Annotated in this window: 21 protein-coding genes; 14 read left to right on the forward strand and 7 right to left on the reverse strand. The window is 70.4% G+C overall.

The genetic code is table 11. The features are described 5' to 3' along the window. Positions 1-147: 147 nt before the first annotated feature. Both OG788_RS31545 and OG788_RS31550 read right to left on the reverse strand, forming a co-directional pair. Complete coding sequence (locus tag OG788_RS31545) at positions 148-3,246, reverse strand: tetratricopeptide repeat protein (RefSeq protein WP_406374645.1); 3,099 nt, start codon at positions 3,244-3,246, stop codon at positions 148-150. After that, positions 3,243-5,081: an HSP90 family protein gene (locus OG788_RS31550; RefSeq protein WP_406374646.1), complete on the reverse strand. Its 1,839-nt coding sequence runs from the start codon at positions 5,079-5,081 to the stop codon at positions 3,243-3,245. The genes OG788_RS31545 and OG788_RS31550 overlap by 4 nt, the downstream gene beginning before the upstream one ends. Positions 5,082-5,248: 167 nt before the next feature. On the opposite strand from OG788_RS31550, the gene recG reads away from it, so the two are divergent. From recG to mutM, 8 genes are all read left to right on the forward strand, one after another. Beyond that, positions 5,249-7,465 carry an ATP-dependent DNA helicase RecG gene (recG, locus tag OG788_RS31555; RefSeq protein ID WP_406374647.1) on the forward strand — a complete coding sequence of 739 codons (2,217 nt, stop codon included), beginning with the start codon at positions 5,249-5,251 and terminating at the stop codon, positions 7,463-7,465. A 29-nt stretch (positions 7,466-7,494) separates the two neighbouring features. After that, positions 7,495-8,121: a 16S rRNA (guanine(966)-N(2))-methyltransferase RsmD gene (gene rsmD / locus OG788_RS31560; protein ID WP_356751724.1), complete on the forward strand. Its 627-nt coding sequence runs from the start codon at positions 7,495-7,497 to the stop codon at positions 8,119-8,121. A gap of 26 nt (positions 8,122-8,147) precedes the next feature. Beyond that, positions 8,148-8,627: a pantetheine-phosphate adenylyltransferase gene (gene coaD, locus OG788_RS31565; protein WP_351545121.1), complete on the forward strand. Its 480-nt coding sequence runs from the start codon at positions 8,148-8,150 to the stop codon at positions 8,625-8,627. A 99-nt stretch (positions 8,628-8,726) separates the two neighbouring features. Further along, positions 8,727-9,812, forward strand: a complete 1,086-nt coding sequence (locus OG788_RS31570; protein WP_406374648.1) for an ATP synthase F0 subunit B — start codon at positions 8,727-8,729, stop codon at positions 9,810-9,812. 174 nt (positions 9,813-9,986) lie between these two features. Further along, positions 9,987-10,640, forward strand: coding sequence for a DUF177 domain-containing protein (locus OG788_RS31575; protein WP_356751576.1), 654 nt, complete (start codon positions 9,987-9,989; stop codon positions 10,638-10,640). Between the two features lie 2 nt (positions 10,641-10,642). Then, on the forward strand, positions 10,643-10,816 hold the full coding sequence (rpmF, locus tag OG788_RS31580) for a 50S ribosomal protein L32 (RefSeq protein ID WP_006139588.1): 174 nt from the start codon (positions 10,643-10,645) through the stop codon (positions 10,814-10,816). 19 nt (positions 10,817-10,835) lie between these two features. Then, positions 10,836-11,693, forward strand: coding sequence for a ribonuclease III (gene rnc / locus OG788_RS31585; protein WP_266763163.1), 858 nt, complete (start codon positions 10,836-10,838; stop codon positions 11,691-11,693). A 195-nt stretch (positions 11,694-11,888) separates the two neighbouring features. Then, positions 11,889-12,749 (forward strand): bifunctional DNA-formamidopyrimidine glycosylase/DNA-(apurinic or apyrimidinic site) lyase, encoded by an 861-nt coding sequence (gene mutM / locus OG788_RS31590; RefSeq protein ID WP_356751572.1) that lies wholly within the window; start codon positions 11,889-11,891, stop codon positions 12,747-12,749. A 29-nt stretch (positions 12,750-12,778) separates the two neighbouring features. Here the strand turns inward: mutM and OG788_RS31595 are convergent, their stop codons facing one another. Continuing rightward, positions 12,779-13,213: a helix-turn-helix domain-containing protein gene (locus OG788_RS31595; protein ID WP_351545007.1), complete on the reverse strand. Its 435-nt coding sequence runs from the start codon at positions 13,211-13,213 to the stop codon at positions 12,779-12,781. A 133-nt stretch (positions 13,214-13,346) separates the two neighbouring features. Here OG788_RS31595 and OG788_RS31600 point away from each other — a divergent pair, with 133 nt between their 5' ends. Next, positions 13,347-13,946 (forward strand): flavodoxin family protein, encoded by a 600-nt coding sequence (locus OG788_RS31600; protein ID WP_351545004.1) that lies wholly within the window; start codon positions 13,347-13,349, stop codon positions 13,944-13,946. A gap of 53 nt (positions 13,947-13,999) precedes the next feature. On the opposite strand, the gene OG788_RS31605 is transcribed toward OG788_RS31600, so the two are convergent. Continuing rightward, on the reverse strand, positions 14,000-14,596 hold the full coding sequence (locus OG788_RS31605) for a hypothetical protein (RefSeq protein WP_406374649.1): 597 nt from the start codon (positions 14,594-14,596) through the stop codon (positions 14,000-14,002). 433 nt (positions 14,597-15,029) lie between these two features. On the opposite strand from OG788_RS31605, the gene OG788_RS31610 reads away from it, so the two are divergent. The 3 genes from OG788_RS31610 (at position 15,030) to OG788_RS31620 (ending at position 18,102) form a co-directional block, all read left to right on the forward strand. After that, positions 15,030-16,583 carry an endonuclease/exonuclease/phosphatase family protein gene (locus OG788_RS31610; RefSeq protein ID WP_406374650.1) on the forward strand — a complete coding sequence of 518 codons (1,554 nt, stop codon included), beginning with the start codon at positions 15,030-15,032 and terminating at the stop codon, positions 16,581-16,583. A gap of 248 nt (positions 16,584-16,831) precedes the next feature. After that, a complete protein-coding gene (locus OG788_RS31615) occupies positions 16,832-17,383 on the forward strand; it encodes a SigE family RNA polymerase sigma factor (protein ID WP_406374651.1) in 552 nt (183 codons plus the stop codon). Then, positions 17,380-18,102: a SecDF P1 head subdomain-containing protein gene (locus OG788_RS31620; protein WP_406374652.1), complete on the forward strand. Its 723-nt coding sequence runs from the start codon at positions 17,380-17,382 to the stop codon at positions 18,100-18,102. Before OG788_RS31615 ends, OG788_RS31620 begins: the two co-directional genes overlap by 4 nt. 116 nt (positions 18,103-18,218) lie before the next feature. Here the strand turns inward: OG788_RS31620 and lepB are convergent, their stop codons facing one another. From lepB to OG788_RS31635, 3 genes are all read right to left on the reverse strand, one after another. Then, a complete protein-coding gene (lepB, locus tag OG788_RS31625) occupies positions 18,219-18,869 on the reverse strand; it encodes a signal peptidase I (protein WP_406376897.1) in 651 nt (216 codons plus the stop codon). 180 nt (positions 18,870-19,049) lie between these two features. Then, entirely contained in the window at positions 19,050-19,721 is a 672-nt protein-coding gene (locus OG788_RS31630) for a hypothetical protein (RefSeq protein WP_406374653.1), read from the reverse strand. Between the two features lie 976 nt (positions 19,722-20,697). Then, the gene (locus OG788_RS31635; RefSeq protein ID WP_406374654.1) at positions 20,698-21,705 is read right to left on the reverse strand and encodes a CAP domain-containing protein; all 1,008 of its coding nucleotides are present in this window, start codon (positions 21,703-21,705) and stop codon (positions 20,698-20,700) included. 153 nt (positions 21,706-21,858) lie between these two features. Between OG788_RS31635 and OG788_RS31640 the strand changes: the two genes are divergently transcribed. Both OG788_RS31640 and OG788_RS31645 read left to right on the forward strand, forming a co-directional pair. Beyond that, positions 21,859-22,140: an acylphosphatase gene (locus tag OG788_RS31640; protein ID WP_351544984.1), complete on the forward strand. Its 282-nt coding sequence runs from the start codon at positions 21,859-21,861 to the stop codon at positions 22,138-22,140. Positions 22,141-22,520: 380 nt separating this feature from the next. Then, complete coding sequence (locus OG788_RS31645) at positions 22,521-22,724, forward strand: hypothetical protein (protein WP_028802434.1); 204 nt, start codon at positions 22,521-22,523, stop codon at positions 22,722-22,724. Positions 22,725-22,903: the final 179 nt, after the last annotated feature.

The raw sequence follows: 22,903 nt of genomic DNA on the forward strand, positions 1-22,903 counted from the left end.
GGTCGTGAGACCTGGGGCGAGGTCCGTGACGGTGGAAACCCGCGGACCTGGTCGGCCGGGGCGGCGATGTGGATTCCGGCGCTGCCGGGACCTCCGCGCCGCGCACTCTGATGGCGGGGGCGCGCAGACCCGGCGCCCCCGCACCGCTCAGGCCTTGTCGGCCCTCTCCATGAGCTCCAGCATCCGCTCGGCCTCGGTCCGCCGCGCCTTGGCGGTCTCCCCGTCAAGCCGTGCGCACACGGCGAGGACAGCTCGTGCACGCGTCGCCGCGGCCTCGTGCCGTCCCAGGTCGGCCTCCAGTCGGCCGGCCGCCAGCTCGGCACCCGTCCGGGCGTCGAGCAGGGCGTCCCCGAGGGAGTCGAACACGGGGATCGCCCGGGTGACGTGCCCGAGGGCCTCCTCGAACGCGTCCCGCGCGGCGGCCTCCTCCGCGTCGTCCGGCACGGATCGGGCCACCAGATCCCCGAACTGGCGGTAGGTGTGCCCGAGTTCGGCGACGATACGGCGACGCGTGTCCTCGTCCCCGGCCTCGCGCCCGTGTCCGTGCTCGTCCCCGATCCCCGGCCCGGTTCCGCTCCCGGCTTCGTCCCCGTCCTCGGGCGGGCCGTCCGGTGAGCCCGCGGCCGACGCCCGGGCCTTCACCGCCGACTCGCACTCCAGGACCGCCGCTCCCATCAGCTCCCGCGCCCCGTCGAGACCCCCGTCCAGCCGGGCCGCGGCCCACGCGCGGGCCCGGAGCGCCCGGACCAGGCCGTGGACGTTGCCCAGCTCGCGCCAGAGGTCGCCCGCACGGGCGTACGCCTGATCCGCCTGGGCGGTCAGTCCGGCGTGCCCGAGGGCCTCGGCCGCGAGGTGCGCCAGCATCGCGTGGTCGCGCTGCTCGGGCCAGTGCCGGGCGATGTCCGCGGCGCGCAGCCAGTGCTCGGCCGCCTCGCGGTGTTCGCCGAGCTCGGTGAGGCAGTCGCCGAGCCACCAGCGCGTCTGCACGATCGCGCCGTCGCCGTGCATGTCGCCGGTCAGATCGGGCAGCGCCGACTCCAGGATCTCGGCGGCCTCCGCCCATCGCCCCCGGCGGAGCAGGAAACCACCGAGCTGGTGACGGGCCCAGGCCCCGAGCGTGGCGGCCTCGCCCGCTTCGTCGGCCCAGTGCGCGGACTCCAGGGCGTGTTCCGAGGCGGGGCCGAACCGTCCGGTCGCGGCGAGGATCTCGGCGAGCCGGAGATGCAACTGGGCATGGCCGGTCGGCTCCAGGTAGGAACCTCCGTGCTCCAGCGCCGCGCGCGCCGACCGCTCCGCCGCCTCCAGGTCGCCGAGGTGCATCGCGATCCCGGCGAGCCGGGAGTCGTACTCGACGGCGAACCACGGCAGCCCCGCCGCCACGAACCCCTCGACGGCGCGCGAGAGCAGTTCGGCGGCCGCCTCGGCGTCGTCGGCGCGCGCCGCGAGCTCCCCGAGCATCGCGTACGCCTCGGCGGCCCGCGAGGCCAGTGCCACATCGTCCCCGGCATGCGGCTCCGCGAGCGCCAGCAGCTCCCGCGCGGCCTCCTCCGCGGCGACCATGACGTCGCCCTCCGAGTCGGTGGCGGTGCCGCTGCCCGAGAGGGGCTCGCCCTCGGCGCCGGCCTCCAGCTCGTCCACCCGGTGCATCAGCGTCCGCGCCCGTCCCACCAGGACGGACGCCGTCTGCGACACCTCCGTCGCGCCCTCCGCGAAGAGGACCAGCACCCGCTCGCGCAGCTCCGCGACGGTGTCCAGGGCCCCCGCGGCCCCTCCGGACAGCGCGTGGACGTACGCGGCGCGGGTACGGGCCGCCAGCGCCTCGCCGGGGTCGCCCGCCTCGGCGTACAGCTCGGCTGCCCGGTGGAACAGGTCGACGCCCCCCGGCCCGCGTCCCATCGCCGCGTGATCGGCGATCTCCGCACGGTCGCGGACGTCCAGCTCGTGGCCCTCGGAGGCGCGCGAGACCGCCGCCCACGCCTCCACCGCGTCCGGGCTCCGGCGCGCCGAGAGCCCGCGGGCCTCGACGAGCAGCTCGGACAGGCCCGGCCCGGCGGCCCCGGCCGCCTCGGCGCCCGCCTGCGACAGGGGCGCCGCAGCCGTCGACGGTGCGTGACGCGCGGTGCCTTGGGGGCGCGACGAGCGCACACCCAGGGGCAGCCGGTCGACGAGCGGCGGATGATCCATGCGCGCACGGGCGCGCTCGCTGACATACGACGTGCCGTTGCGGGCGTCGAACCGCTCGGCCAGCGCGAGCGCCTCCCCACGCGCGTGCACGGCGAGTTCTCCAGCGGTCCACCCGCGACCGATGGGCCCGGGAACCGTCCGCTCGCCGAGCCCGAGGGCGGTCAGGCGGTCCATCGTGAGCGCCACGACCGCCATGAAGTCCAGCTTGCTGCGCGGGTCCCCGGAGTCCGTGAAGTAGGCCGGGCGCTCCGCTAGCAGTTCCAGGGCGCGTGCCTCGTTGCCGGTGAGGGCGCAGAACTCCACATGGTCCGCGTACGCGCCGCGCATGCTCTCCATCGCGCGCACCAGCCGGAAACCCCGCAGATGGTGGGCGCGCGCCTCGTCGGCGCGCCCCAGGCGCAGCAGCGGCAGCAGGGAGGACGCGAGGACGGTGTGCGGCTCGTGGGCGCACGTGTACTCGCCCTCCAGGACCGGCGCCCACAGCTCCAGTGCCTCCGGGTCCGCGCCGCGCACCGCACGCCACCACCCCTGCCCGTGCAGCTCGCACGCGTGGCAGTCGGCCATGGAGTCGCGGTCCGCGGCCAGCCAGGCGGCGTACGCGCGCTCGGCGCGCTCCACATCGCCCAGGTGGGCGGCGACACTGAACTCGGCGCTGCGCACGGCCCGTTCGGAGTGGCCGGCCAGACGGTAGCGGTGCTCCATCTCGCCGAGCCACTTCTCTATGGAGGCGAGCGGAACGTGCGGCTGGTCGAGCATGCCCGCCGACATCCACTTGAAGACCCAGTGCAGGGAGTGGATCTCGAACTCGTCGAAGTCCTCGGGCCGCTCGTCCCACATGCGCAGCAGCCGAGCGAAGGGGACGAACATCTTCCCCTTCTCGGAGCTGTAGTTGTAGACCTTCAGCTGGTGCCCGAGCGCCTCGATGACGGCGAGCGGGATGTTCAGCTTCTCCGCCTCCACGAGCAGCTGCTCCGCGCGCGCGTTGCGGCCCGGCCCCTCCGGCTGCTCGTAGTTGTCCGCCATCGCCCGGCGCAGCGTGTCGAAGTCCATGGCCGGGTTCATCGGCGGTCGTCCTTTCCGGGGTCGGGGTGGGTGGCCCACTCCAGGAGGCCGATGAAGGCGCGGTTGAGGAGCGCCGAGTCCGCGGGCCGCAGCGGACGCTGGGCCATCAGCAGGGCCTGTCCGTAGAGGGACTCGGTGGCGGTGCCGATCAGGTCCGGATCACTGAGGGAACTGATCCTGCGGATCAGCGGGTTGAGATGGTTGAGGACCAGCCGCGCGCGAGGGGTGCTGCCGCGCAGCGAGCCGAGAATGCCCGCCCACAGGTCGTCCGCCTGCTCCTCGGCCTCCGCGCGTGCCTGCTCGTGGCGGGCCGCCCGGTCGTCCAGATGCAGGGCGGGCACCGACAAGGGGTGGAAGGCGCGCAGGACCACATCGCAGTTCAGCGGGTCGAGCCGGGCCCGCGCGGCCCCCAGGAAGGCCGACAGGGCCAGCTCCTCGGCCGGGTCCACGGTGTCCAGGTGAGCCGTCACGGTGTCCGCGTCCAGCTCCGAGACGACCGTCCCCGGGCGCACGGCAGGCAACGCCTCGATCAGCTCGCTGTCGTACGTGTAACCGCCGTTGACGACCCCGACGCCCTGGGCGGAGGCGATCGGCGCGACCTGCCGGTACTCCTCCACGGTCCGCGTGAAGTGCACCACCGGGTGCCGCTGCGCGAACTCCTCCAGGGACAGCCGTCCGTCGGTCGTCTCGAAGGGCAGCCACGGCAGCATCGTGCGCAGCATCTCCGCGTCGTGCCGCGCCAGCGACTTCACGCCCAGGTGGTGCACCGACAGGAACGCGGCCAGCCGCTCCGGATCGCCCGCCGCGAGCCCCGTCAGCCACGACCGGATGCGCTCGCCCAGCGCCTCCCGTACGGCGGCGAGGGTCTCGTCCTCGTACAGCGACTCGCGGGACGCGGTGGGCCGCAGGCTGTCCGTGTCGAGGACGCACCGCACGAAGAACGCCCAGTCGGGCAGCAGCTGTTCGGCCCGCTCGGTGAGCAGCATGCCCTTCAGGTGCACGCGGTGGCTCGCGCGCTGGGCGGGACTGACCGCCGACGGCAGGACGTAGGCCACGCCCCGGACGCCAGCGAGCGGCACGTCCAGGTCGATCGAGTCCAGCGGAGTGAAGCCGAACAGGTCGTGGCAGTGCCGGGCCAGGGCGACCCTTCGGGTCATCGGGCTCGGATAGGGCCGGTCCCAGGGCGCGGGAAGGTCCGCGATCGGCTCGTCGCCGACCCGTACGTCGTACGGCAGCAGCGCGCCGAAGTCACGCGCAAGCGACCGGACCCGCTCCTCGCTCAGCCACTCGCCGGCTCCGGCGCGCGCCACCAGGTGCACGGTGGTGCCGGGTTCGGCGCGCGCCTCGTGCGGCAGGGTGCGCACGGTGTACGAGCCGTCGTCGGCGGCCGTCCACTCGACGGGCGCCGCGTCGGGCGTCCGCGCGCTGCGGCTGACGACCCGGATGCGCTCGGCGACGACGAAACACGCCAGCAACCCGATGCCGAACTGGCCGAGGAAGTCCGAACGCACCGACTCCAGGCCGTCGTTCCGCTTGGAACTGCGGCCGATCGTGGCCAGCAGGCTGTGCACGTCGGACTCGGCGAGCCCGACGCCGGAGTCCTCCACGCGCAGGGCGCCGCCCTCGGCGTACAGGCGCACCGTGGCAGGGGCGTCCGGCTGCTCGGCGCGCCGCGCGGTGATCGCGTCGACGGCGTTCTGCAGCAGTTCGCGCAGATAGACCTTGGGACTGGAGTAGAGGTGATGGGAGAGCAGGTCCACCAGACCGCGCAGGTCGACCTGGAACGTATGAGGTGACGGGGATGCCTGGGACGGCTGTGAGGTCTGGGAGTCCATCGTCGCTGCGCCGGTGGGTGGGGGGACGTGCGACGGCGCGGGGTCGGGCGGTCCCGGGGGACGGTGACCGCGATGAGGGCCGGAGCGCGTCATCCTAGGCCCGGAACGAGCCGTCTGACCAGCGGATTTCCAGGACGTATACGGCAATGTCAGTGCTGTGGTGTGCAATGGATCTCGTGCCCGTGCTCGAAGAACCACTGAAGAAGGCGCTCGGTCCCGCCACCGCGAAGGTGATGGCCGAGCACCTCGGCCTGCACACCGTCGGCGACCTGCTGCACCACTATCCCCGCAGATACGAGGAGCGCGGGCAGCTCACCCACCTCGCCGACCTGCCGATGGACGAGCACGTGACCGTGGTCGCCCAGGTCGCCGACGCGCGCCTGCACACGTTCGCCTCGTCCAAGGCGCCCCGCGGCAAGGGCCAGCGCCTCGAAGTCACGATCACGGACGGCAGCGGCCGCCTCCAGCTGGTCTTCTTCGGGAACGGCGTGCACAAGCCCCACAAGGACCTGCTGCCCGGTACCCGCGCGATGTTCTCCGGCAAGGTCTCCGTCTTCAACCGCCGCCTCCAGCTGGCGCACCCGGCGTACGAACTGCTGCGCGGCGAGGGCGACGAGGCGGTGGAGAGCGTCGACAGCTGGGCGGGCGCCCTCATCCCGATCTACCCGGCCACCGCCAAGCTGGAGTCCTGGAAGATCGCCAAGTCCGTGCAGACCGTGCTGCCGAATGCCCAGGAGGCGGTCGACCCCCTCCCGGACTCGCTGCGGGACGGCCGCGGCCTGGTCACGCTCCCCGAGGCCCTCCTCAAGATCCACCGTCCGCACACCAAGGCGGACATCCACGACGCCCGCGCCCGCCTCAAGTGGGACGAGGCCTTCGTCCTCCAGGTCGCCCTGGCCCGCCGCCGCCACGCCGACGCCCAGCTCCCCGCCGTCGCCCGCGTCCCCGCACCGGACGGCCTGCTCACCGCCTTCGACGCCAAGCTCCCCTTCACCCTCACCGAGGGCCAGCGGAAGGTCTCCAAGGAGATCTTCGACGGCCTCGCCACCGAACACCCGATGCACCGGCTGCTCCAGGGGGAAGTGGGTTCGGGCAAGACGATGGTCGCCCTGCGCGCCATGCTCGCCGTGGTCGACGCGGGCGGGCAGGCCGCGATGCTCGCGCCCACCGAAGTGCTCGCCCAGCAGCACCACCGGTCGGTCACCGAGATGATGGGCGAGCTGGCCGAGGGCGGCATGCTCGGCGGGGCCGAGCACTCGACGAAGGTCGTGCTGCTCACCGGCTCCATGGGGGCGGCGGGCCGACGCCAGGCGCTGCTCGACCTGGTCACCGGCGAGGCAGGGATCGTGATCGGCACGCACGCGCTGATCGAGGACAAGGTGCAGTTCCACGACCTGGGCCTGGTCGTGGTCGACGAGCAGCACCGCTTCGGTGTCGAGCAGCGCGACGCCCTGCGGGGCAAGGGCAAGCAGCCTCCGCACCTCCTGGTGATGACCGCCACGCCCATCCCGCGCACGGTCGCGATGACGGTCTTCGGCGACCTGGAGACCTCCGTACTCGACCAGCTCCCCGCCGGGCGCTCCCCGATCGCCAGCCATGTCGTCCCGGCCGCCGACAAACCGCACTTCCTCACGCGCGCGTGGGAGCGCGTGCGTGAGGAAGTGGAGAACGGCCATCAGGCGTACGTCGTCTGTCCCCGCATCGGTGACGAGGACGACGACCCGAAGAAGGGCGGCAAGAAGAAGTCCCCCGAGGACGAGGCCGAGAAGCGCCCGCCGCTGGCCGTCCTCGACGTCGCCGCCCAGCTCGCCAAGGGCCCTCTGCAGGGGCTCAAGATCGAAGTCCTGCACGGCCGCATGCATCCGGACGACAAGGACGCCGTCATGCGCCGTTTCGCCGCGGGCGAGACACAGGTCCTGGTCGCGACGACCGTGATCGAGGTCGGGGTGAACGTCCCGAACGCCACCGCCATGGTGATCATGGACGCCGACCGGTTCGGCGTCTCCCAGCTCCACCAGCTGCGCGGCCGCGTCGGCCGTGGTTCCGCCGCCGGGCTCTGCCTCCTGGTCTCCGAGATGCCCGAGGCGAGCCCGGCCCGCCAGCGGCTGACCGCGGTGGCCTCGACCCTGGACGGCTTCGAGCTCTCCCGCATCGACCTCGAACAGCGCCGCGAGGGCGATGTCCTCGGCCAGGCCCAGTCCGGTGTCCGCTCCTCCCTGCGCATGCTCGCCGTCATCGACGACGAGGAGATCATCGCGGAGGCCCGCGAGGAGGCCACCACGGTCGTCGCCGCGGACCCGGACCTCGAGGGCTTCCCCGGTCTGCGCACCGCCCTGGACGCCCTCCTGGACGAGGAACGCGAGCAGTACCTGGACAAGGGCTGAGCGGCGGAGCCCGGCCGGCGGCTGAGAGACTGGGAGGAACCGACACACCCCCAGCGCAAAGGACCCTCATGACCCGCGTGATCGCCGGCCGCGCCGGTGGACGCCGTCTGGCCGTCCCGCCGGGCACCGGCACCCGCCCCACCTCCGACCGGGCGCGCGAGGGCCTTTTCTCCACCTGGCAGTCCCTGCTCGGCGGCCCGCTGGAGGGCGAGCGCGTGCTCGACCTCTACGCCGGCTCGGGCGCCGTCGGTCTGGAGGCGCTCAGCCGCGGCGCCGGACACACTCTGCTCGTCGAGGCGGACGCCCGCGCGGCCAAGGTCATCCGCGACAACGTGAAGTCGCTCGGCCTGCCGGGCGCCGAGGTCAGATCGGGCAAAGCGGAGCAGATCGTCCGGACGGCGGCGCCCCAGACACCGTACGACCTGGCCTTCCTGGACCCTCCGTACGCCGTCTCGGACGACGATCTTCGCGAGATTCTGCTCACACTCCGGACCGGGGGCTGGCTCGCGGACGATGCGCTCGTCACCGTGGAGCGCAGCACCAGAGGCGGTGAATTCGGCTGGCCGGACGGTTTCGAGGCCGTCAGGGCCCGTCGTTACGGCGAGGGCACGTTTTGGTACGGTCGCGCCGCCTCAACGTGCGAAGACGCACGATGACCGGACCGGAGAGCGAGGGACCACTGTTGCGCCGCGCCGTCTGTCCGGGGTCATTCGACCCCATCACCAATGGACATCTCGACATCATCGCCCGCGCCTCCCGGCTGTACGACGTCGTGCACGTCGTGGTGATGATCAATCAGTCGAAGAAGGGCCTGTTCACGGTCGACGAGCGGATCGAGCTGATCCGCGAGGTCACGGCCGAGTTCGGCAATGTCCAGGTCGAGGCCTACCACGGCCTCCTCGTCGACTACTGCAAGCAGCGGGACATCCCGGCCATCGTCAAGGGTCTGCGCGCGGTCAGCGACTTCGACTACGAACTCCAGATGGCTCAGATGAACAACGGCCTCTCGGGTGTCGAGACCCTGTTCATCCCGACCAGCCCCACCTACAGCTTCCTCTCCTCGTCCCTGGTGAAGGAAGTCGCGAACTGGGGCGGCGACATCTCCCACCTGGTGCCGCCGGTGGTACTGGAGTCGCTCAAGGAGCGGCTGGGCCAGGACTGAGCCCCTGACAGCCCGTCACCCGGTGTCGGGCGGGGCAGGAGTGGTCGTACAGTCGACCCGTCCGTCTCCATCACAGCTGTAGAGAGTGGCGAGCACACGGTGGACGTGCAGAAGAAGCTCGACGAGATCGTCGCTACGGTCGGCGGTGCCCGTTCCATGCCCATGTCGGCCTCGTGCGTGGTCAACCGCGCCGAGCTGCTCTCGATGCTGGAAGAGGTGCGCCAGGCGCTGCCCGGATCCCTGGCCCAGGCGCAGGAGCTGATCGGCGGCCGCGAGCAGATGGTCGAGCAGGCCCGTCAGGAGGCCGAGCGGATCATCGAGACCGCGCATGCCGAGCGCGGCTCCCTGATCTCCGACACCGAGGTCGCCCGCCGCTCGCAGAACGAGGCGGACCGCATCCTCGCCGAGTCCCGCCAGGAGGCCGAGGAGATCCGTGCGGAGGCCGACGACTACGTCGACTCCAAGCTCGCCAACTTCGAGGTCGTCCTCACCAAGACCCTCGGCTCCGTCGGCCGCGGCCGCGAGAAGCTCCTCGGCACCGGCCCCGGCGTCGACGAGCAGGGGTACGAGGACGAGGACGCCCCCGAGCGCAGCCACGACCCGGAGACCCTGCGCCGCAACGCCGACGAATACGTCGACGTCAAGCTCGGCGCCTTCGAGGCCGTGCTCGCCAAGACCCTGGAGGCCGTCGGCCGCGGCCGGCAGAAGCTGCACGGCCGGATCGCCAGCGACGACCTCGGCGACCTGAGCGCGTTCGGGGACGACGGAACGCCCGGCATGCACACCAGCGACTCCGACTACCTGGCCGGCCTCGCGGAGCTCTCAGACACCCCGGAGCAGCCCGCCCAGACCCCGGAGGCGGCCCCTCAGCCGTCCTACGGGCAGCAGCAGGAGGCGTACGCCTACCAGCAGCAGGCCGATCCGTACGGCTATCAGCAGCAGTACGCCCAGCAGCAGGCCGACCCGTACGGCTACCAGCAGGCCGACCCGTACGCCGCCTATCAGCAGCAGGGTTACGACCAGCAGCCGGCGTACGACCAGAACCAGCAGCAGGCCTACGCCCAGCAGCAGGCCCACGCCATGGACCAGCAGGCGCAGTCGCTCGACGAGACCAGCCTCTTCGACACCAGCATGATCAGCGCGGAGCAGCTGAGGGCGTACGAGCAGGGGCGCGGCGGCCACTGACCACGGGGTCAGGAGGGGCGCGCATCCGCGGGCGGGACCGGGGGCGCGCACCGGATTGGGCCGTGAGCGAAAGGTCCAGTATCCTGGCTCTTCGGTCGCGTGTACGTCCGCGATCAGCGCTGCCCGAGGGAGACCGAGGGTGGCGTCCCTTGAGTTCGAAGATCGAAAGCAGGAATGGCTCTGAACGCCCGCCTCGACCACCGCAATCCTCTCGTGTTCGACACACACGAGCTGGGGCGGCGTCCTGGCGCGCTCCAGCGCCTGACCCGCACGATCGACGCCCCGAGGGATCTCGGTATCCAGGGTGTCATCGGAGTGCCGGAAGGCGCCCCGGTGGAGCTTGAACTCCGTCTGGAGTCGGTCATGGAAGGGGTGCTTGTCACAGGCACCGCCCGTGCATCGGCCAAGGGGGAGTGCGTAAGGTGTCTGGAGCCGCTTGAGCAGGTGCTCGAAGCGGATTTCCAGGAGATGTTCTCGTACCCTGACGCCGACGACCGGGGCCGCCCCAAGGCGGAGCCGGTCGACGACGCCGAGGAAGACGAGGACACTCTCTTTCTCGAGGACGGCTTGTTCGACCTCGAACCCGTGCTGCGTGATGCGGTGGTGCTTTCACTGCCGATGCAGCCGGTGTGCCAGGACGACTGCCCCGGCCTGTGCTCCCAGTGCGGAGCCCGGCTCGCGGACGACCCGGACCACCACCATGACGCCGTCGACATCCGTTGGGCGGCACTGCAGGGACTCGCCGGTTCACTCGAAGATGGCGAGAAGGACGAGATGAGCGGCGGCGCGCTTCCATCAGCGCACGCCGACGAGAAGCAGGAGAAGTAGCCGTGGCTGTTCCGAAGCGGAAGATGTCGCGCAGCAACACGCGCCACCGCCGGTCGCAGTGGAAGGCTGCGGTCCCCACCCTGGTTGCGTGCGAGCGCTGCCACGAGCCCAAGCTGCAGCACATCGCGTGCCCGGCTTGCGGCACCTATAACAAGCGCCAGGTCCTCGAGGTCTGAGCGGCTGGTGAGAGGTCTGATGTCTGACGCCAAGGCGGATACAAACGCCAAGAAAAAGGCGGACAACACAGCCTCGTCCCACACGCTTCTGGAAGGGCGGCTCGGCTACAAGCTCGAGTCCGCCCTTCTGGTGCGTGCGCTGACCCATCGTTCCTACGCGTACGAGAACGGCGGTCTGCCGACCAACGAGCGTCTGGAGTTCCTCGGGGACTCCGTACTGGGCCTCGTGGTCACGGACACGCTGTACCGCACCCACCCCGACCTGCCCGAGGGCCAGCTGGCCAAGTTGCGGGCCGCGGTGGTCAATTCTCGTGCGTTGGCGGAAGTGGGCCGCGGCCTCGAACTCGGCTCCTTCATCCGGCTCGGCCGGGGCGAGGAAGGCACGGGAGGCCGGGACAAGGCGTCCATCCTCGCCGACACCCTTGAAGCGGTGATCGGCGCCGTCTATCTCGACCAGGGTCTGGAAGCGGCGGGCGAACTCGTCCACCGGCTCTTCGACCCGTTGATCGAGAAGTCCTCGAATCTGGGTGCCGGCCTGGACTGGAAGACCAGTCTCCAGGAACTCACGGCGACCGAGGGGCTCGGAGTACCCGAGTACCTGGTCTCGGAGACCGGACCGGACCACGAGAAGACCTTTACTGCTGCCGCCCGCGTCGGAGGCGTCTCGTACGGCACCGGCACCGGCCGCAGCAAGAAGGAGGCTGAGCAGCAGGCCGCGGAGTCCGCGTGGCGTGCCATCCGCTCGGCCGCGGACGAACGCGCGAAGTCGGCCCAGGCCGCCGAACAGGCGGCTCGTGCCGCCCAGCAGGCGGCTCAGGACGTCGAGGGGACCGCCGACACCCCCTCGACGCCGACCACCGACACGGCCACGGCCTGAATCCTTCACCCGAAGTACCGCGGTACCGGACCCCGCCGCAGCGCACGCGCGCCGCGGCGGGGTCCGCGCGTTGCCGCCCGCCGGGCGGGACCGGACCGAACGCGGGGAGGGGCCGAACTCCTCGGCCGCAGAGCCCTCTTCGAGCGATGTACCCTTCCGGCATCGCCCCTCAGCCAGCCCCTCCGGAGGAGTCCCGTGCCCGAGTTGCCCGAGGTCGAAGTCGTGCGGCGGGGCTTGGAGCGCTGGGTCACCGGCCGGGTCGTGAAGACCGTCGAGGTGCGCCATCCGCGGGCCGTGCGGCGGCACTTGGCGGGACCGGACGGCTTCGCGAAGTCGCTGGCCGGGCAGCGGATCGGTGCGGCGATGCGCCGCGGCAAGTACCTGTGGCTGCCGCTCGACGACTCCCCGTACTCCGTGCTCGCGCACCTCGGTATGAGCGGCCAGCTCCTCGTGCAGCCGGAGGGCGCCACGGAGGAGAAGCACCTGCGTATCCGGGTCCGTTTCGAGGACGCCCTGGGCACCGAGCTGCGCTTCGTCGACCAGCGCACCTTCGGCGGGCTGTCCCTGCACGAGAACACCCCGGACGGTCTTCCCGACGTCATCGCGCACATCGCCCGCGACCCGCTCGACCCCCTCTTCGACGACGCCGCGTTCCACACGGCCCTGCGGGCCCGCCGTACGACGATCAAACGCGCGCTGCTCGACCAGTCGCTGATCAGCGGTGTCGGGAACATCTACGCGGACGAGGCGCTCTGGCGCTCCAAGCTGCACTACGAACGCCCGGCCGGGACCATGACCCGGCCGCGCACCGCCGAGCTCCTCGGCCACGTCCGCGACGTCATGAACGACGCGCTCTCCGCGGGCGGCACGAGTTTCGACAGCCTGTACGTCAACGTCAACGGTGAGTCGGGCTACTTCGACCGCTCGCTCGACGCGTACGGGCGCGAGGGCGAGCCCTGCCGCCGCTGCGGGACGCCGATGCGCCGACGGGCCTGGATGAACCGCTCCAGCTACTTCTGCCCGCGCTGCCAGCGGGCACCCCGCCCGGGAGCCTGACCCCGGGCGCTGCGGGAGTCCCGTTTTCCTTAGACCTCGCGCGTCTCGTCGTAGCGCCCCCGGGCCTCCAGCACGTCGTCCATGTGGCCCTCGACGAACGAGATGAGGGTCCGCAGCCGCTCGGCGACCTCGCGGCCGAGCGGCGTGAGGGTGTAGTCGACGCGCGGCGGGTTCGTGGGCTGTGCGTCGCGGTGGACCAGACCGTCGCGCTCCAGCGCGTGCAGGGTCTGGGAGAGCATCTTCTCGCTGACGCCGTCGACCCGGCGGCGCAGTTCGTTGAACCGGAACGTGCCGTCGTACAGCGCTCCCAGTGTGAGCGAGCCCCAGCGACCGGTGACGTGCTCCAGCGTGCCCCGGGAGGGGCAACTGCGGGCGAACACGTTGTACGCGAGGTCCTTGCCGCCGACGCACGCGGTGTTCTCGTCGCGGGCGGCGCGCTCCGTGGTCTGCGCGGGGGATTCCATGCGAACAGCATACTCAGGCACAGCGTTACCTGGGAGGTTGCGCTAACTTCTGGTTAGTGCTTTCCTTTCGGTATCTCCGGTGAGCAGCGCATACGTCGCTACCCCCGTTTCCGTCCCTTGAGGAGTACGTACCGTGACGACCCCTGTTGTCTCCATCGCCTACCACTCCGGCTACGGCCACACCGCGGTGCTCGCGGAGGCCGTGCGCTCCGGTGCGCTCGAGGCCGGTGCCCAGGTGCACCTGATCAAGGTCGACGAGATCACCGACGCGCAGTGGGAGCAGCTCGACGCCTCGGACGCCGTCGTCTTCGGTTCGCCGACCTACATGGGCACCGCGTCCGGTGCCTTCCATGTCTTCGCCGAGGCGTCCTCGAAGCGATGGTTCGGGCAGGACTGGAAGGACAAGCTCGCCGCCGGCTTCACCAACTCCGGTTCCAAGAGCGGCGACAAGCTGCACACCCTCCAGTTCTTCCAGATCCTCGCCGCGCAGCACGGCATGAACTGGGTCAACCTCGGTCTGCACCCCGGCTGGAACAACAGCGACGGCTCCGAGCACGACCTCAACCGCCTCGGCGTCTTCGCCGGCGCCGCCGCCCAGACCAACGTCGACGAGGGTCCCGAGGCCGTCCACAAGGCCGACATCGCGACCGCCGAGCACCTCGGCCGCCGGATCGCGGAGGCGGCCCGGGTCTTCACCCTGGGGCGTGCGGCCGTGGCCCAGGTGGCCGCGTAGAGGTCGTGCGGGGCCACTGGCCCGCGTGCGGGGCCACTGGCCCCGCACGCGAGTCACGGATCGCCGGCTTCATCCACTCGCTCGGTACCGCCAGGGGGCTCGCCGAGGGCGGCGCGAACCCAGTCGTGAGTGCTTCCGGGATCGAGGGCGCCGAGAAAGTCCTGGAGCGAGCCGTCCCAGCTTCGTCCTGCGCGGTCGGCGGCGGCTGCGACGACCAGGTGCCGCGTCTCTCGGTCCTTGCAACGGACCAGCGTGATGGCCGCGTCGCTGCCGGCTTCGTCGAGGATCTGGTGGGCTTGGTGGGCATCCGCCCGTAGGTGTCCTTGACGCACGTGCGCGGCGTGGGCCTCGCCCTTGGCCCCCTTCAAGATCGACCGGAGTCCCATGAGTCCGACCGTCCATGCGAGCGAGACAGACATCAGGGCGTAAGTGAGATCGTTGGCTGTCATCACGCGAGACTGTGTCACCTTCAGTGATCCGTCGGTGTTGCCTCTGATGACGACAGCGGTCGTTCCGCCCTTGCGGGCCTTCCTTCGAAAAGCCCGCCCGAGCGATGCCAGCATGCGTTCGGCGTCTCGGTGTCCGTCGAAGCTGGCGATGACCACCGATTCCTGCCCAGATTCCACGACCGAGTCGGGGTCGGAGGTCATGTGCGTATCCTCCGCGGATGAGTGACCGAATCAAGACCTGACTACCGGGCACGACCGCGCCTGCTCGGGGCGGGGCCCACCGCTCCATACCAACACGTATCGAGCGATGGCGCAGCCGTGGAGTGCGGCAATGGAGCCGAACGGTCCGTCGCATTCCGACCATGATTCGGGCACGGGCGCGAACGCAGCCTCGGACCTGCGCCCGTCGGTTCTTCGCGTCCGACGGATCGGCATCGGTATGATCAACTGACGGCCGTGGAGATGGACTTGGGGCGGGATCCCCGTGACCGATGTCGAGGAGCCGGGACACGACCTCAGGCCGAGAAATCCGCCTGACGCCCGGTTGCCGTACGTGCAGCCGCATCCGTGACTTCTCCGGCGCGCCGCCCCCTCCCGGTCGCACATCGTTGCGCACGATCAAGGAGGGGGAATCATGCGTCGTTTCATCGGACTGCTGGCAGCGCTGTGCGCTCTGCTGGCAGGGGTCAACGCACTGACGGTCATGCCGGCCAGTGCGTCGGAGATCTCCGAGGACGCCGATGCCGTCAGCAAGTCGGCAGGTCAGAAGTGGGCGCTCAAGACCGTAGTGACCGGTAAGTACGTGTCCGTCGGCATGAACGAGACCGACGAAAAGCTTGAGTGGAGCCTGCGGGCGCAGGGCAGCGCTCCGAAGAAGTGGGAACTTTTCACGCTTCACACCAATCACGCCGCCAACACGATCGGCATGCGGTTCATTGCCACAGGCCTCTTCGCGTCCTCGGAGTTCTCGGACGCCGACCCGCGGACGGGGATGCTCCGTGCACGTGGTGCCCGGCTGGGGCAGTGGCAGCAGTTCTACCCGGAGTACCTGAGCGACGCTCCGCCGTCCGGATCCCCGCAGGGCTCCGTCGTGGTGGCCCTCGGGGCGAAGGAAGCAGAGACGGACACGACGGTGAAGTACGTGTCCGCCGACCTCAGCGCGTCGGGCGACGGACTGCTGCGTTCCCGCGCATCGAAGATCGGCTCCTGGGAGAAGTTCGTCCTGGAGCCCGTCGCGAACGAGGAGGGATCGGCCGACGAGTGGGAGGTGCCGCCGGCCGTCGTCGCGGCACCTGCCGACAAGGTCGACGTGATGACCTGGAATGTCTGCGCGAACGCCAAGCAGTGCACGTGGAGCGGCGGACTGGCCGGCTACGAGGAGCTGACCGACGGGATCCAGGCCCGGCTGCGCAATCCGGGCAACAACGAGATGCCGGACGTGATCTTCTTCCAGGAGTTCTGCGAGAAGCACGCCAAGCGCGTCGAGTGGATGCTGGAGAAGCCCGTCCTGGAGGGCGGTACCGGGCGCGGCTGGGATGTCCGGTTCGCGCCCATTCACCAGCAGGGGGACAGCGGGCCACTGGTCCAGAAGCAGTGTTCCGTCACCGACAAGAACGGCCAGCCCGTCGCCGACCGCGGCGCCTACGGTGTGGCCATAGCCGTCCCGGACACCAACACCTGGTACAAGCGCTACGACCTGCCCTCCCCGTCGTACGAGAAGCGCACGGCCGTCTGTGCCGTCATGCCGGCCCAGGCCCTCGCCGCCTGCTCGGCGCACCTCAGCTCGGGCTACAAGGACGACGATCCCGACGGAACGAACCGCATCAAGCAGGCACAGAAGATCGTCGAGATCACCAGGACGTACGAGGACCGGGGCTACCGGGTCGTCTTCGGGGGCGACTTCAACCTCGTTCCGCCGTATCCCGAAGCCGATAAGGAGCACGGGGGCCCGAGCACGGCACTGAACGTGGTCTACGACAGGTATCAGGAGTGCGGGCAGTCGGGCGACCCGGATGCGTTGCGCACCGGCAAGCCGACGGCCAACGGGGTCGACGGGCATCCCACCAGGAAGCTGGACTACATCTTCTCGCCCAAGAACGCACCCATCTCCGACTGCACAGTCTCCGCGACCACGGGGAACTCGGATCACTGGACCTTGTACGGCAGCGTGCATCTGCCGACCGGATGACCTGACCACCCGGAACGCCGGTCCGGCCGGGCGCGGGCACCGCGGCCGGCCGGACGGCGGCTCAGATACACGGATCAGGACGTCGGGACGCGGGGCCCGTCGGCGCCGCGGCGGTCGGCCGGCCCTGGCCACAGGGCCATCACCGGTACGGCAGGCCAAAGCGTCGTGGTCGAAAAAGCCTGACCTGTAGGGCAGTCGAATCCCTTTCCGTACCCGTCTTTACGGGGGAACGAGGGAGGGCACCATCCATGAACGCCGACGAGGAACGCCAGTTCCGCGAGTTTGTGGCGGCGCGGTCGAGATCGCTGCTGCAGACGGCCTACCTGCTGACCGGGGACTGGGAGCAGGGCCGTGACCTGCTCCAGACCGCGCTTGCCTCCACCGCTCGGCGTTGGTCGCACCTGCGCGACCGGCAGCAGCCGGAGATCTATGTGCGCCGGGCGCTCTACCACGCCCAGGTGGACCGCTTCCGACTGCTCAGCTGGGGTCGGGAGACGGTCACCGACACCCTGCCGGAGCAGCCGTCCGCGCAGACCGCCGACTGGGCCGACACCGTGGTCCAGCGGCAGGACATCATGGCCGCGCTGCGGCGGCTGCCCAAGCGCCAGCGTGCGGTGATCGTGCTGCGCTATTTCGAGGACCGGCCGGACTCCGAGATCGCCGCGATTCTGGGCGTCGCCCAGGGGACGGTCCGCAGCCAGACCCACAAGGCCCTCCTCTCCCTGCGCACCACCTTGGCCGCAGCGGGGCCGTCGGCCGCCGCCTCTTCCACTGCCTCCGGAAGGGGCGTCATCGCATGAACGACTCGACCGAACACCCGCTGCACGAAACGTTGTTGCACGACACCCTGCACGCCCAGGTCCGGGAGAGCGGCGGTGATGCCGCCGGTCCCTATCTGGTCGGCCTGGCCGACGGTGCCTTGCACGTCGCCCGGCGGCGGCAGCGGCTGGCCCGGGCCGGGGCCGGCATCGCCGCGGCCGCCGTGGTCGCCACCGCCTGGGTGGCCGTCGCGGACGGTGCGAGCCGGCACGCGCACGAAGTTCAGCCCGCCGTGGGGGGCACGGGGAACACCGAGGAGGCGGCCCTGATGTCCATCCTGCCGGTCACCTCTTCCACGGAGCACGCCTGCGCCCCGGGCAGCGGCGGCTACACCGTGCACGCGAGCGCGAGCCACCCGGCGTTCTGTATCCGCACCGACCGGGCCAGGGGCATGACCGACGTCCGAGTCGCCTCCGCGAAGGCCGGCAAAAGCGCAGGCGACGGCACCTGGAACGTCGAGGTGACCCTCGGCTCCGCCGACCGGACCCGGTTCGCCGCCCTCACCGGCTCCATCGCCGAGGCCCCGTTCCCGCGCAACGAATTCGCCGTCGTCATCGACGGCAAGCTCTGGGGCAACCCCTCCGTGACCTCCTCGATCACCGGCGGCCGTCTCGAAATCGTCGGGGCCTTCGTCGGCGACCTCACCAGCGCCACCGCCCACGACCTCGCCCACCGGCTGGATACCGGCCGCGAGGAGTGACGGGCCGGGTCTCCCGCACGCGGTCGCGCAGGCGGTCGACGTGGTTCCCCTGCGCGCCGCCCGGTCGGGCACGCAGGGGGCACGGGGGCTGACGTCTCGATGGACGACGTGGCTCGCTACGGCGACGCCGGCAGCGTCGCCCACCGGCCGACCGGCCATGCGACGACGAAAGCCCGGCCGATGACTTGGTCCTCGTCGACGGTGCCACCGCCGGGCAGGTTCTGGTGGTACCGGGAGTCCGAAGAGTCCTGGCGATGGTCACCCATCACCCAGATCTTCCCGCTGGGCACCTTGACCGGCCCGAACGGCTTGTCACCGCAAGGGGTGTTGCCGGGGTAGATGTACGGTTCGTCCAGCGCCTTCCCGTTGACCTTCACAGGGCCGCTCCCCGAGCATTCCACGGTGTCGCCGCCAATCGCGATCACCCGCTTGATCAGGTCCTTCTCGTCCGCCGACGGCATCAGGCCGACGAAGCTGAGAACCTTCTGCACCGCGTTCGGCTCCTCGGCCTTCCCAGGGAGCCAGCCGCCCGGGTCGTGGAAGACCACGACCTCCCCGCGCTGTGGCTCGGACCCGAACCACGGCGTCAGCTTGTCGACCAGCACGCGGTCGCCGGCCTGCAGTGTGTTCTGCATGGAGTCGGACGGGATCGAGAATGCCTGCACGAAGAACGTCTTGATGACCAGCGCGAGCAGCAACGCGATGCCTAGGAGGATCGGCAGCTCCTTCCAGAAGGAGCGCGTCTTCCGTCGGCCCTCGCCCGTCATTCCGTCGTCGGTGTCCTCGTCCCCGGATCTCGACCGTGCGCCAGCGACAAGATCTTTCACAACCACGCCTCCCACCCCTGCGCCCGGCTCCGGGCGTACCGTCCGAAGTGGTCCCTCGTGTGCACAGCACCGGGCCCACCACAGTCACAACGAGCGGGAGTTCCCGGATCCCCGAGCTCTCTATCGGATGCCGGAGGCGGCCGGACCTGCTCCGCCGCGGACGGTGACCCCGAACCGGGTCCGCATCCGTCGCAGCTCCCACAGAGACACGGCGGTCACCGACAGCGGCCCGCCCAGCAGGGAGCAGAACTGGAAGACCGGCGGGCCCTCCGGCATGCCACTGTCGATCAGGTTGAAGACCACGAGCACCCACACCAGCACTCCGGTGAGCACGGGCGGCAGCATCGGGTGGACGTGGGCGGTGTTGAAGGCACTGCGGGCGGAGTACAGCGACGCCAGGAGGAAGAAGGGGAAACCCCACACCATCACGGCCAGCGACAGGAGGAGCATCACATAGACGAACCAGTCCTTCCTGTCCCCGACGGCGACCTGGGAGGTCGTGTACAGGACACCGGCGATGACGAGCACCGTCAGCAGGTACCAGCCGACCGCCTTGAGCGGTGCATGGAGCCGGGAGCGCAGATGCGGGCGCAGGTGCGAGGGTGCGTAGAGGATGAAGCCGAGGATGACCAGCGGACCGGTGCAGAGCAGCAGAACCGGGGTGATGATCATGTTGGCGACGCCTTCGGTCGCCGCGTTCTCCCAGCGGTCGGCATCCACGCCGTAGACCAGGACCAGCGCGAGGGCGGCGACGACGCCGAGCACCGTGCGGGCGACCTGGACGCGGTCCACGGTGCGGTCCTCGATCCGGCCGTCGCCCTCCTGAACGAAGAGGCGGGTAGCGGCGCGGTGCGCCGAGCGGAGGAGGAGGCTGACGAGGAACGGGAGAGAGAGGAACCACAGGCGGCTGCGGCGTCGCTGCGGACGAGCGGGCGTCGGGGCCGGCCGGCCGTAGGGGTACGGGTTCTGAGGTGGATACGGGTGCGGCGCGGGCGGACCGTAGGGATCGCCGGCAGGCGGTGGCCCGTAGGGGTTGTTGGCCGGCGGCCCGGGAGGACCCCAGGCCTGGCCGCCCGGTCCGTTGCCGCCGGGTTGCCCCGATCTCGGACCCGGCCCCCATCCCCCGCTTGCCATGTCTCATCCCCCGTTCGTCTGCGGCCAGTTGCCGTGCCGCGCGGCGACACCGCGGCAGTTTAGTGGCTCATGGGTCGCGTTTCCCCGGGGTCGTTGTGTGGACCCTGGGGGTCTTCCGGGGAGACAGCCGTATGCGGCCCGCGTCAGATCGAGGTCCTCGGCCTGGCTGTGGACGACGTGGGGTGTGGATGACGTGGACTTCCTTGGGGGAGTGGTGCACGTCGTACGGCAGGTCACGCTGTCTTGGAAGCCGCTCGGCGGCCCGCCGGTCACGGCGTCGCTGGTCTTCACCGGGTCCAGGGTGCTACCGCTGGACCGGAACAGCTTCAACGACCGCGCAGGGCGGTCGGCGCGTCGAGACCGCGCGCGTCGAGACCGGGCGGGACAACGGCATGCACGCGGCGCGGCGCTGCTACGCGGCGGTCGTGCTGGACGCGCGGGAGGGCATCAGGGCTGTCGATGAGTATCTGGGGCACCACGACCCCGGCTTCACGCTGCGGACGTACACGTACACGCGCCTGATGCCGTCGGGCGGGACTCGAACCCGGGCCGCCGTGGATGGTGTCTTCAGCGATGAAGAACCCACGGGACGGCCCGGACACGGCCCAGGAAGGCGCTCAGCCCTCCGGCCGGCTCAGTAGCCGAAGTCCTGCGTCCACCAAGGGCCGCCCGAGCCGAAGTGGGCTCCGACGCCGAGGGTCTTGAAGTCGCAGTTCAGGATGTTGGCCTTGTGGCCGGGGCTGTTCATCCAGGCTTCCATGACGGCGGCTGCGTCGGCCTGGCCGCGGGCTATGTTCTCGCCGCCGAGGCTGGTGATCCCGGCCTTCGCCGCACGGTCCCAGGGGCTGAGCCCGCTCGGGTCGGTGTGGTCGAAGAAGTCCCGCGACGCCATGTCCTCGCTGAACGTCTGGGCCAGGTCCGACAGGGCGCTGTTCGCGGCCACCGGGCTGCAACCGACCTTGGCACGCTCGTCGTTGACGAGCTTGAGCACCTCGGCTTCGGCGGCGGCCTCCGCGGAGACGGTCACCGGGGCCTTGTCGGAGGGCGCCTTGGTGGCGTTCTTGGAAGGCTTCGGGGCCTTCGGCGCCTTCGTCTTGCCGTTGGCGTTGCCGTTCGCGTTGCCGTTGTTGTTCTTGGTCGGCTCGGCGCTCGGCTCCTCCGACGGCTCCTTCGTGGTCGGCGCGGTCGACGGCGACGTCGTCGAGGGGGCGGTCGAGGGAGTGCCGGCGCGATCGGCGCCGCGGCTCGTCGACGTGTCCTCGCGGGAGTCGGCGCTGCCCGAGGTGCCGCCCTGCTGGGTGTCCACGCTGGACGGCGAGCTCGCGGCCTGCACGTTGTCGGACTTGTTGCCGCCACCGCCGAGCGCGTAGTTGTCGCTGCCGGGCAGTACACCGGCCGCGACGGCGACGGTGCCGAGGGCCACGGCCGCCGAGACGCCGAGCAGGCCCGAGCGGACGGGGGTCGCACCCTTCCTCTTGCGGTGCGAGCGGGCGGATGCCGCGGACGGGAGATCGGCGACGGCCGCGTAGCCGTACAGGTTCTCCGGACCGTAGCTTTCCGTGTGGGCCCCGTTCGTATCTGTGACCCCGGTGGCGCGCCCTGTGGCGGCGCGGCCGGCGTCGGAGCGTCGGTGGCGTCCCATCTGTTGGGCCTTCCTCGATCTTGCGTCAGCGATCCTCACACGAACCTCACCCGAAAGAGTGAGTTTCTTATGAGACTCATTGGGTCGGGACGGTACCCCATGGCGCAAGGGGAGGAAGTGCTCCGCGAGACATTGTCCGGTTAGCGTGCACCCATGAACGAGGTTGCACGGCTGGTCGTCTGGGTACGCGGACGCGTCCAGGGCGTGGGTTTCCGCTGGTTTACGCGGGCCAAGGCACTGGAGATCGGCGGGCTGAGTGGTTTTGCTCTCAATTTGGACGACGGACGCGTCCAGGTCGTCGCGGAGGGCTCCCGGGCCGGCTGTCAACACCTGCTCGACTGGCTCCAGGGGAACGACACGCCCGGGCGGGTGGACGGAGTCACTGAGATCTGGGACACGCCCCGGGGGAGCTACGACGGCTTCGCCATCCGGTGACGGTGACGGCCCCGATGCCCCGGACCGACGCCATGGCGTATGCCACCGGCACCCCTCCGTAGCAGAAACGGCCTGGTGGTTGCCAAGAACGGCTCGAAGTGGCAGGCTCCCGAGGTAACGATGATCTCGACGCCCTGAGGGTCCCGCAGGAGTCGCAGCGCCCCGTCCCCGGAGCCGCGCGACAGTGGGTTGCCCACCGATACGGGGCGTGATCGTGTTGACCGTCAAACTTTTTGGTGAGACGCTGAAAGCCCCGCGCACCTTAGCTGTTTGGCATGTGGAACGGCAGCAGGACATCAGCAGTGTCAAGCATCGCGGGTGCGATTCCCTCACGACCCACACCGCTTCGGTCGGTCACTCAGTGTGGAGGACCATCCATCATGGCAAAGGCGCTTCTCGGTTACGTCGGCGGTTCCGACCCGCGACTCATTGCCGAGATGCGACGGCTCCAGCAGCGCGTACAGGACCTCGAATCCGAGCTCGTACGGATTCAGGCCGAGAACGACGCGCTCGCGGCTGCCGCTTCTCACGACTCGCTTCTCGAGAGCATCGACGTACCCCAGGCGGAGCCTGCGCTCACCTGATCACTGCACCGCACTACGACAGCAGTGGTTGGGCGGCCCGAATCAACCGCTAAGTTGTCAGATTTGCAAGGGACGCCCTCAGGCGTCCCTTCTTTCTTTCCCCCGCGACCCTTCCACTCTCTTTAACGTCTGGTCTGCCCTGCGCGTTCATGGGCGAAACCGCGCGTTCATGGAGTGAG

The organism is Streptomyces sp. NBC_00647 (genome assembly GCF_045207245.1).
GTDB lineage: Bacteria > Actinomycetota > Actinomycetes > Streptomycetales > Streptomycetaceae > Streptomyces.

Coding starts and splice junctions, on each gene's coding strand:
- OG788_RS31545 (WP_406374645.1), bottom strand. CDS start 3,246: ATGAACCCGGCCATGGACTTCGACACGCTGCGCCGGGCGATGGCGGAC.
- OG788_RS31550 (WP_406374646.1), bottom strand. CDS start 5,081: ATGGACTCCCAGACCTCACAGCCGTCCCAGGCATCCCCGTCACCTCAT.
- recG (WP_406374647.1), top strand. CDS start 5,249: ATGGATCTCGTGCCCGTGCTCGAAGAACCACTGAAGAAGGCGCTCGGT.
- OG788_RS31575 (WP_356751576.1), top strand. CDS start 9,987: ATGGCTCTGAACGCCCGCCTCGACCACCGCAATCCTCTCGTGTTCGAC.
- rnc (WP_266763163.1), top strand. CDS start 10,836: ATGTCTGACGCCAAGGCGGATACAAACGCCAAGAAAAAGGCGGACAAC.
- OG788_RS31595 (WP_351545007.1), bottom strand. CDS start 13,213: ATGGAATCCCCCGCGCAGACCACGGAGCGCGCCGCCCGCGACGAGAAC.
- OG788_RS31605 (WP_406374649.1), bottom strand. CDS start 14,596: ATGACCTCCGACCCCGACTCGGTCGTGGAATCTGGGCAGGAATCGGTG.
- OG788_RS31610 (WP_406374650.1), top strand. CDS start 15,030: ATGCGTCGTTTCATCGGACTGCTGGCAGCGCTGTGCGCTCTGCTGGCA.
- OG788_RS31615 (WP_406374651.1), top strand. CDS start 16,832: ATGAACGCCGACGAGGAACGCCAGTTCCGCGAGTTTGTGGCGGCGCGG.
- OG788_RS31620 (WP_406374652.1), top strand. CDS start 17,380: ATGAACGACTCGACCGAACACCCGCTGCACGAAACGTTGTTGCACGAC.
- lepB (WP_406376897.1), bottom strand. CDS start 18,869: ATGACGGGCGAGGGCCGACGGAAGACGCGCTCCTTCTGGAAGGAGCTG.
- OG788_RS31635 (WP_406374654.1), bottom strand. CDS start 21,705: ATGGGACGCCACCGACGCTCCGACGCCGGCCGCGCCGCCACAGGGCGC.
- OG788_RS31640 (WP_351544984.1), top strand. CDS start 21,859: ATGAACGAGGTTGCACGGCTGGTCGTCTGGGTACGCGGACGCGTCCAG.
- OG788_RS31645 (WP_028802434.1), top strand. CDS start 22,521: ATGGCAAAGGCGCTTCTCGGTTACGTCGGCGGTTCCGACCCGCGACTC.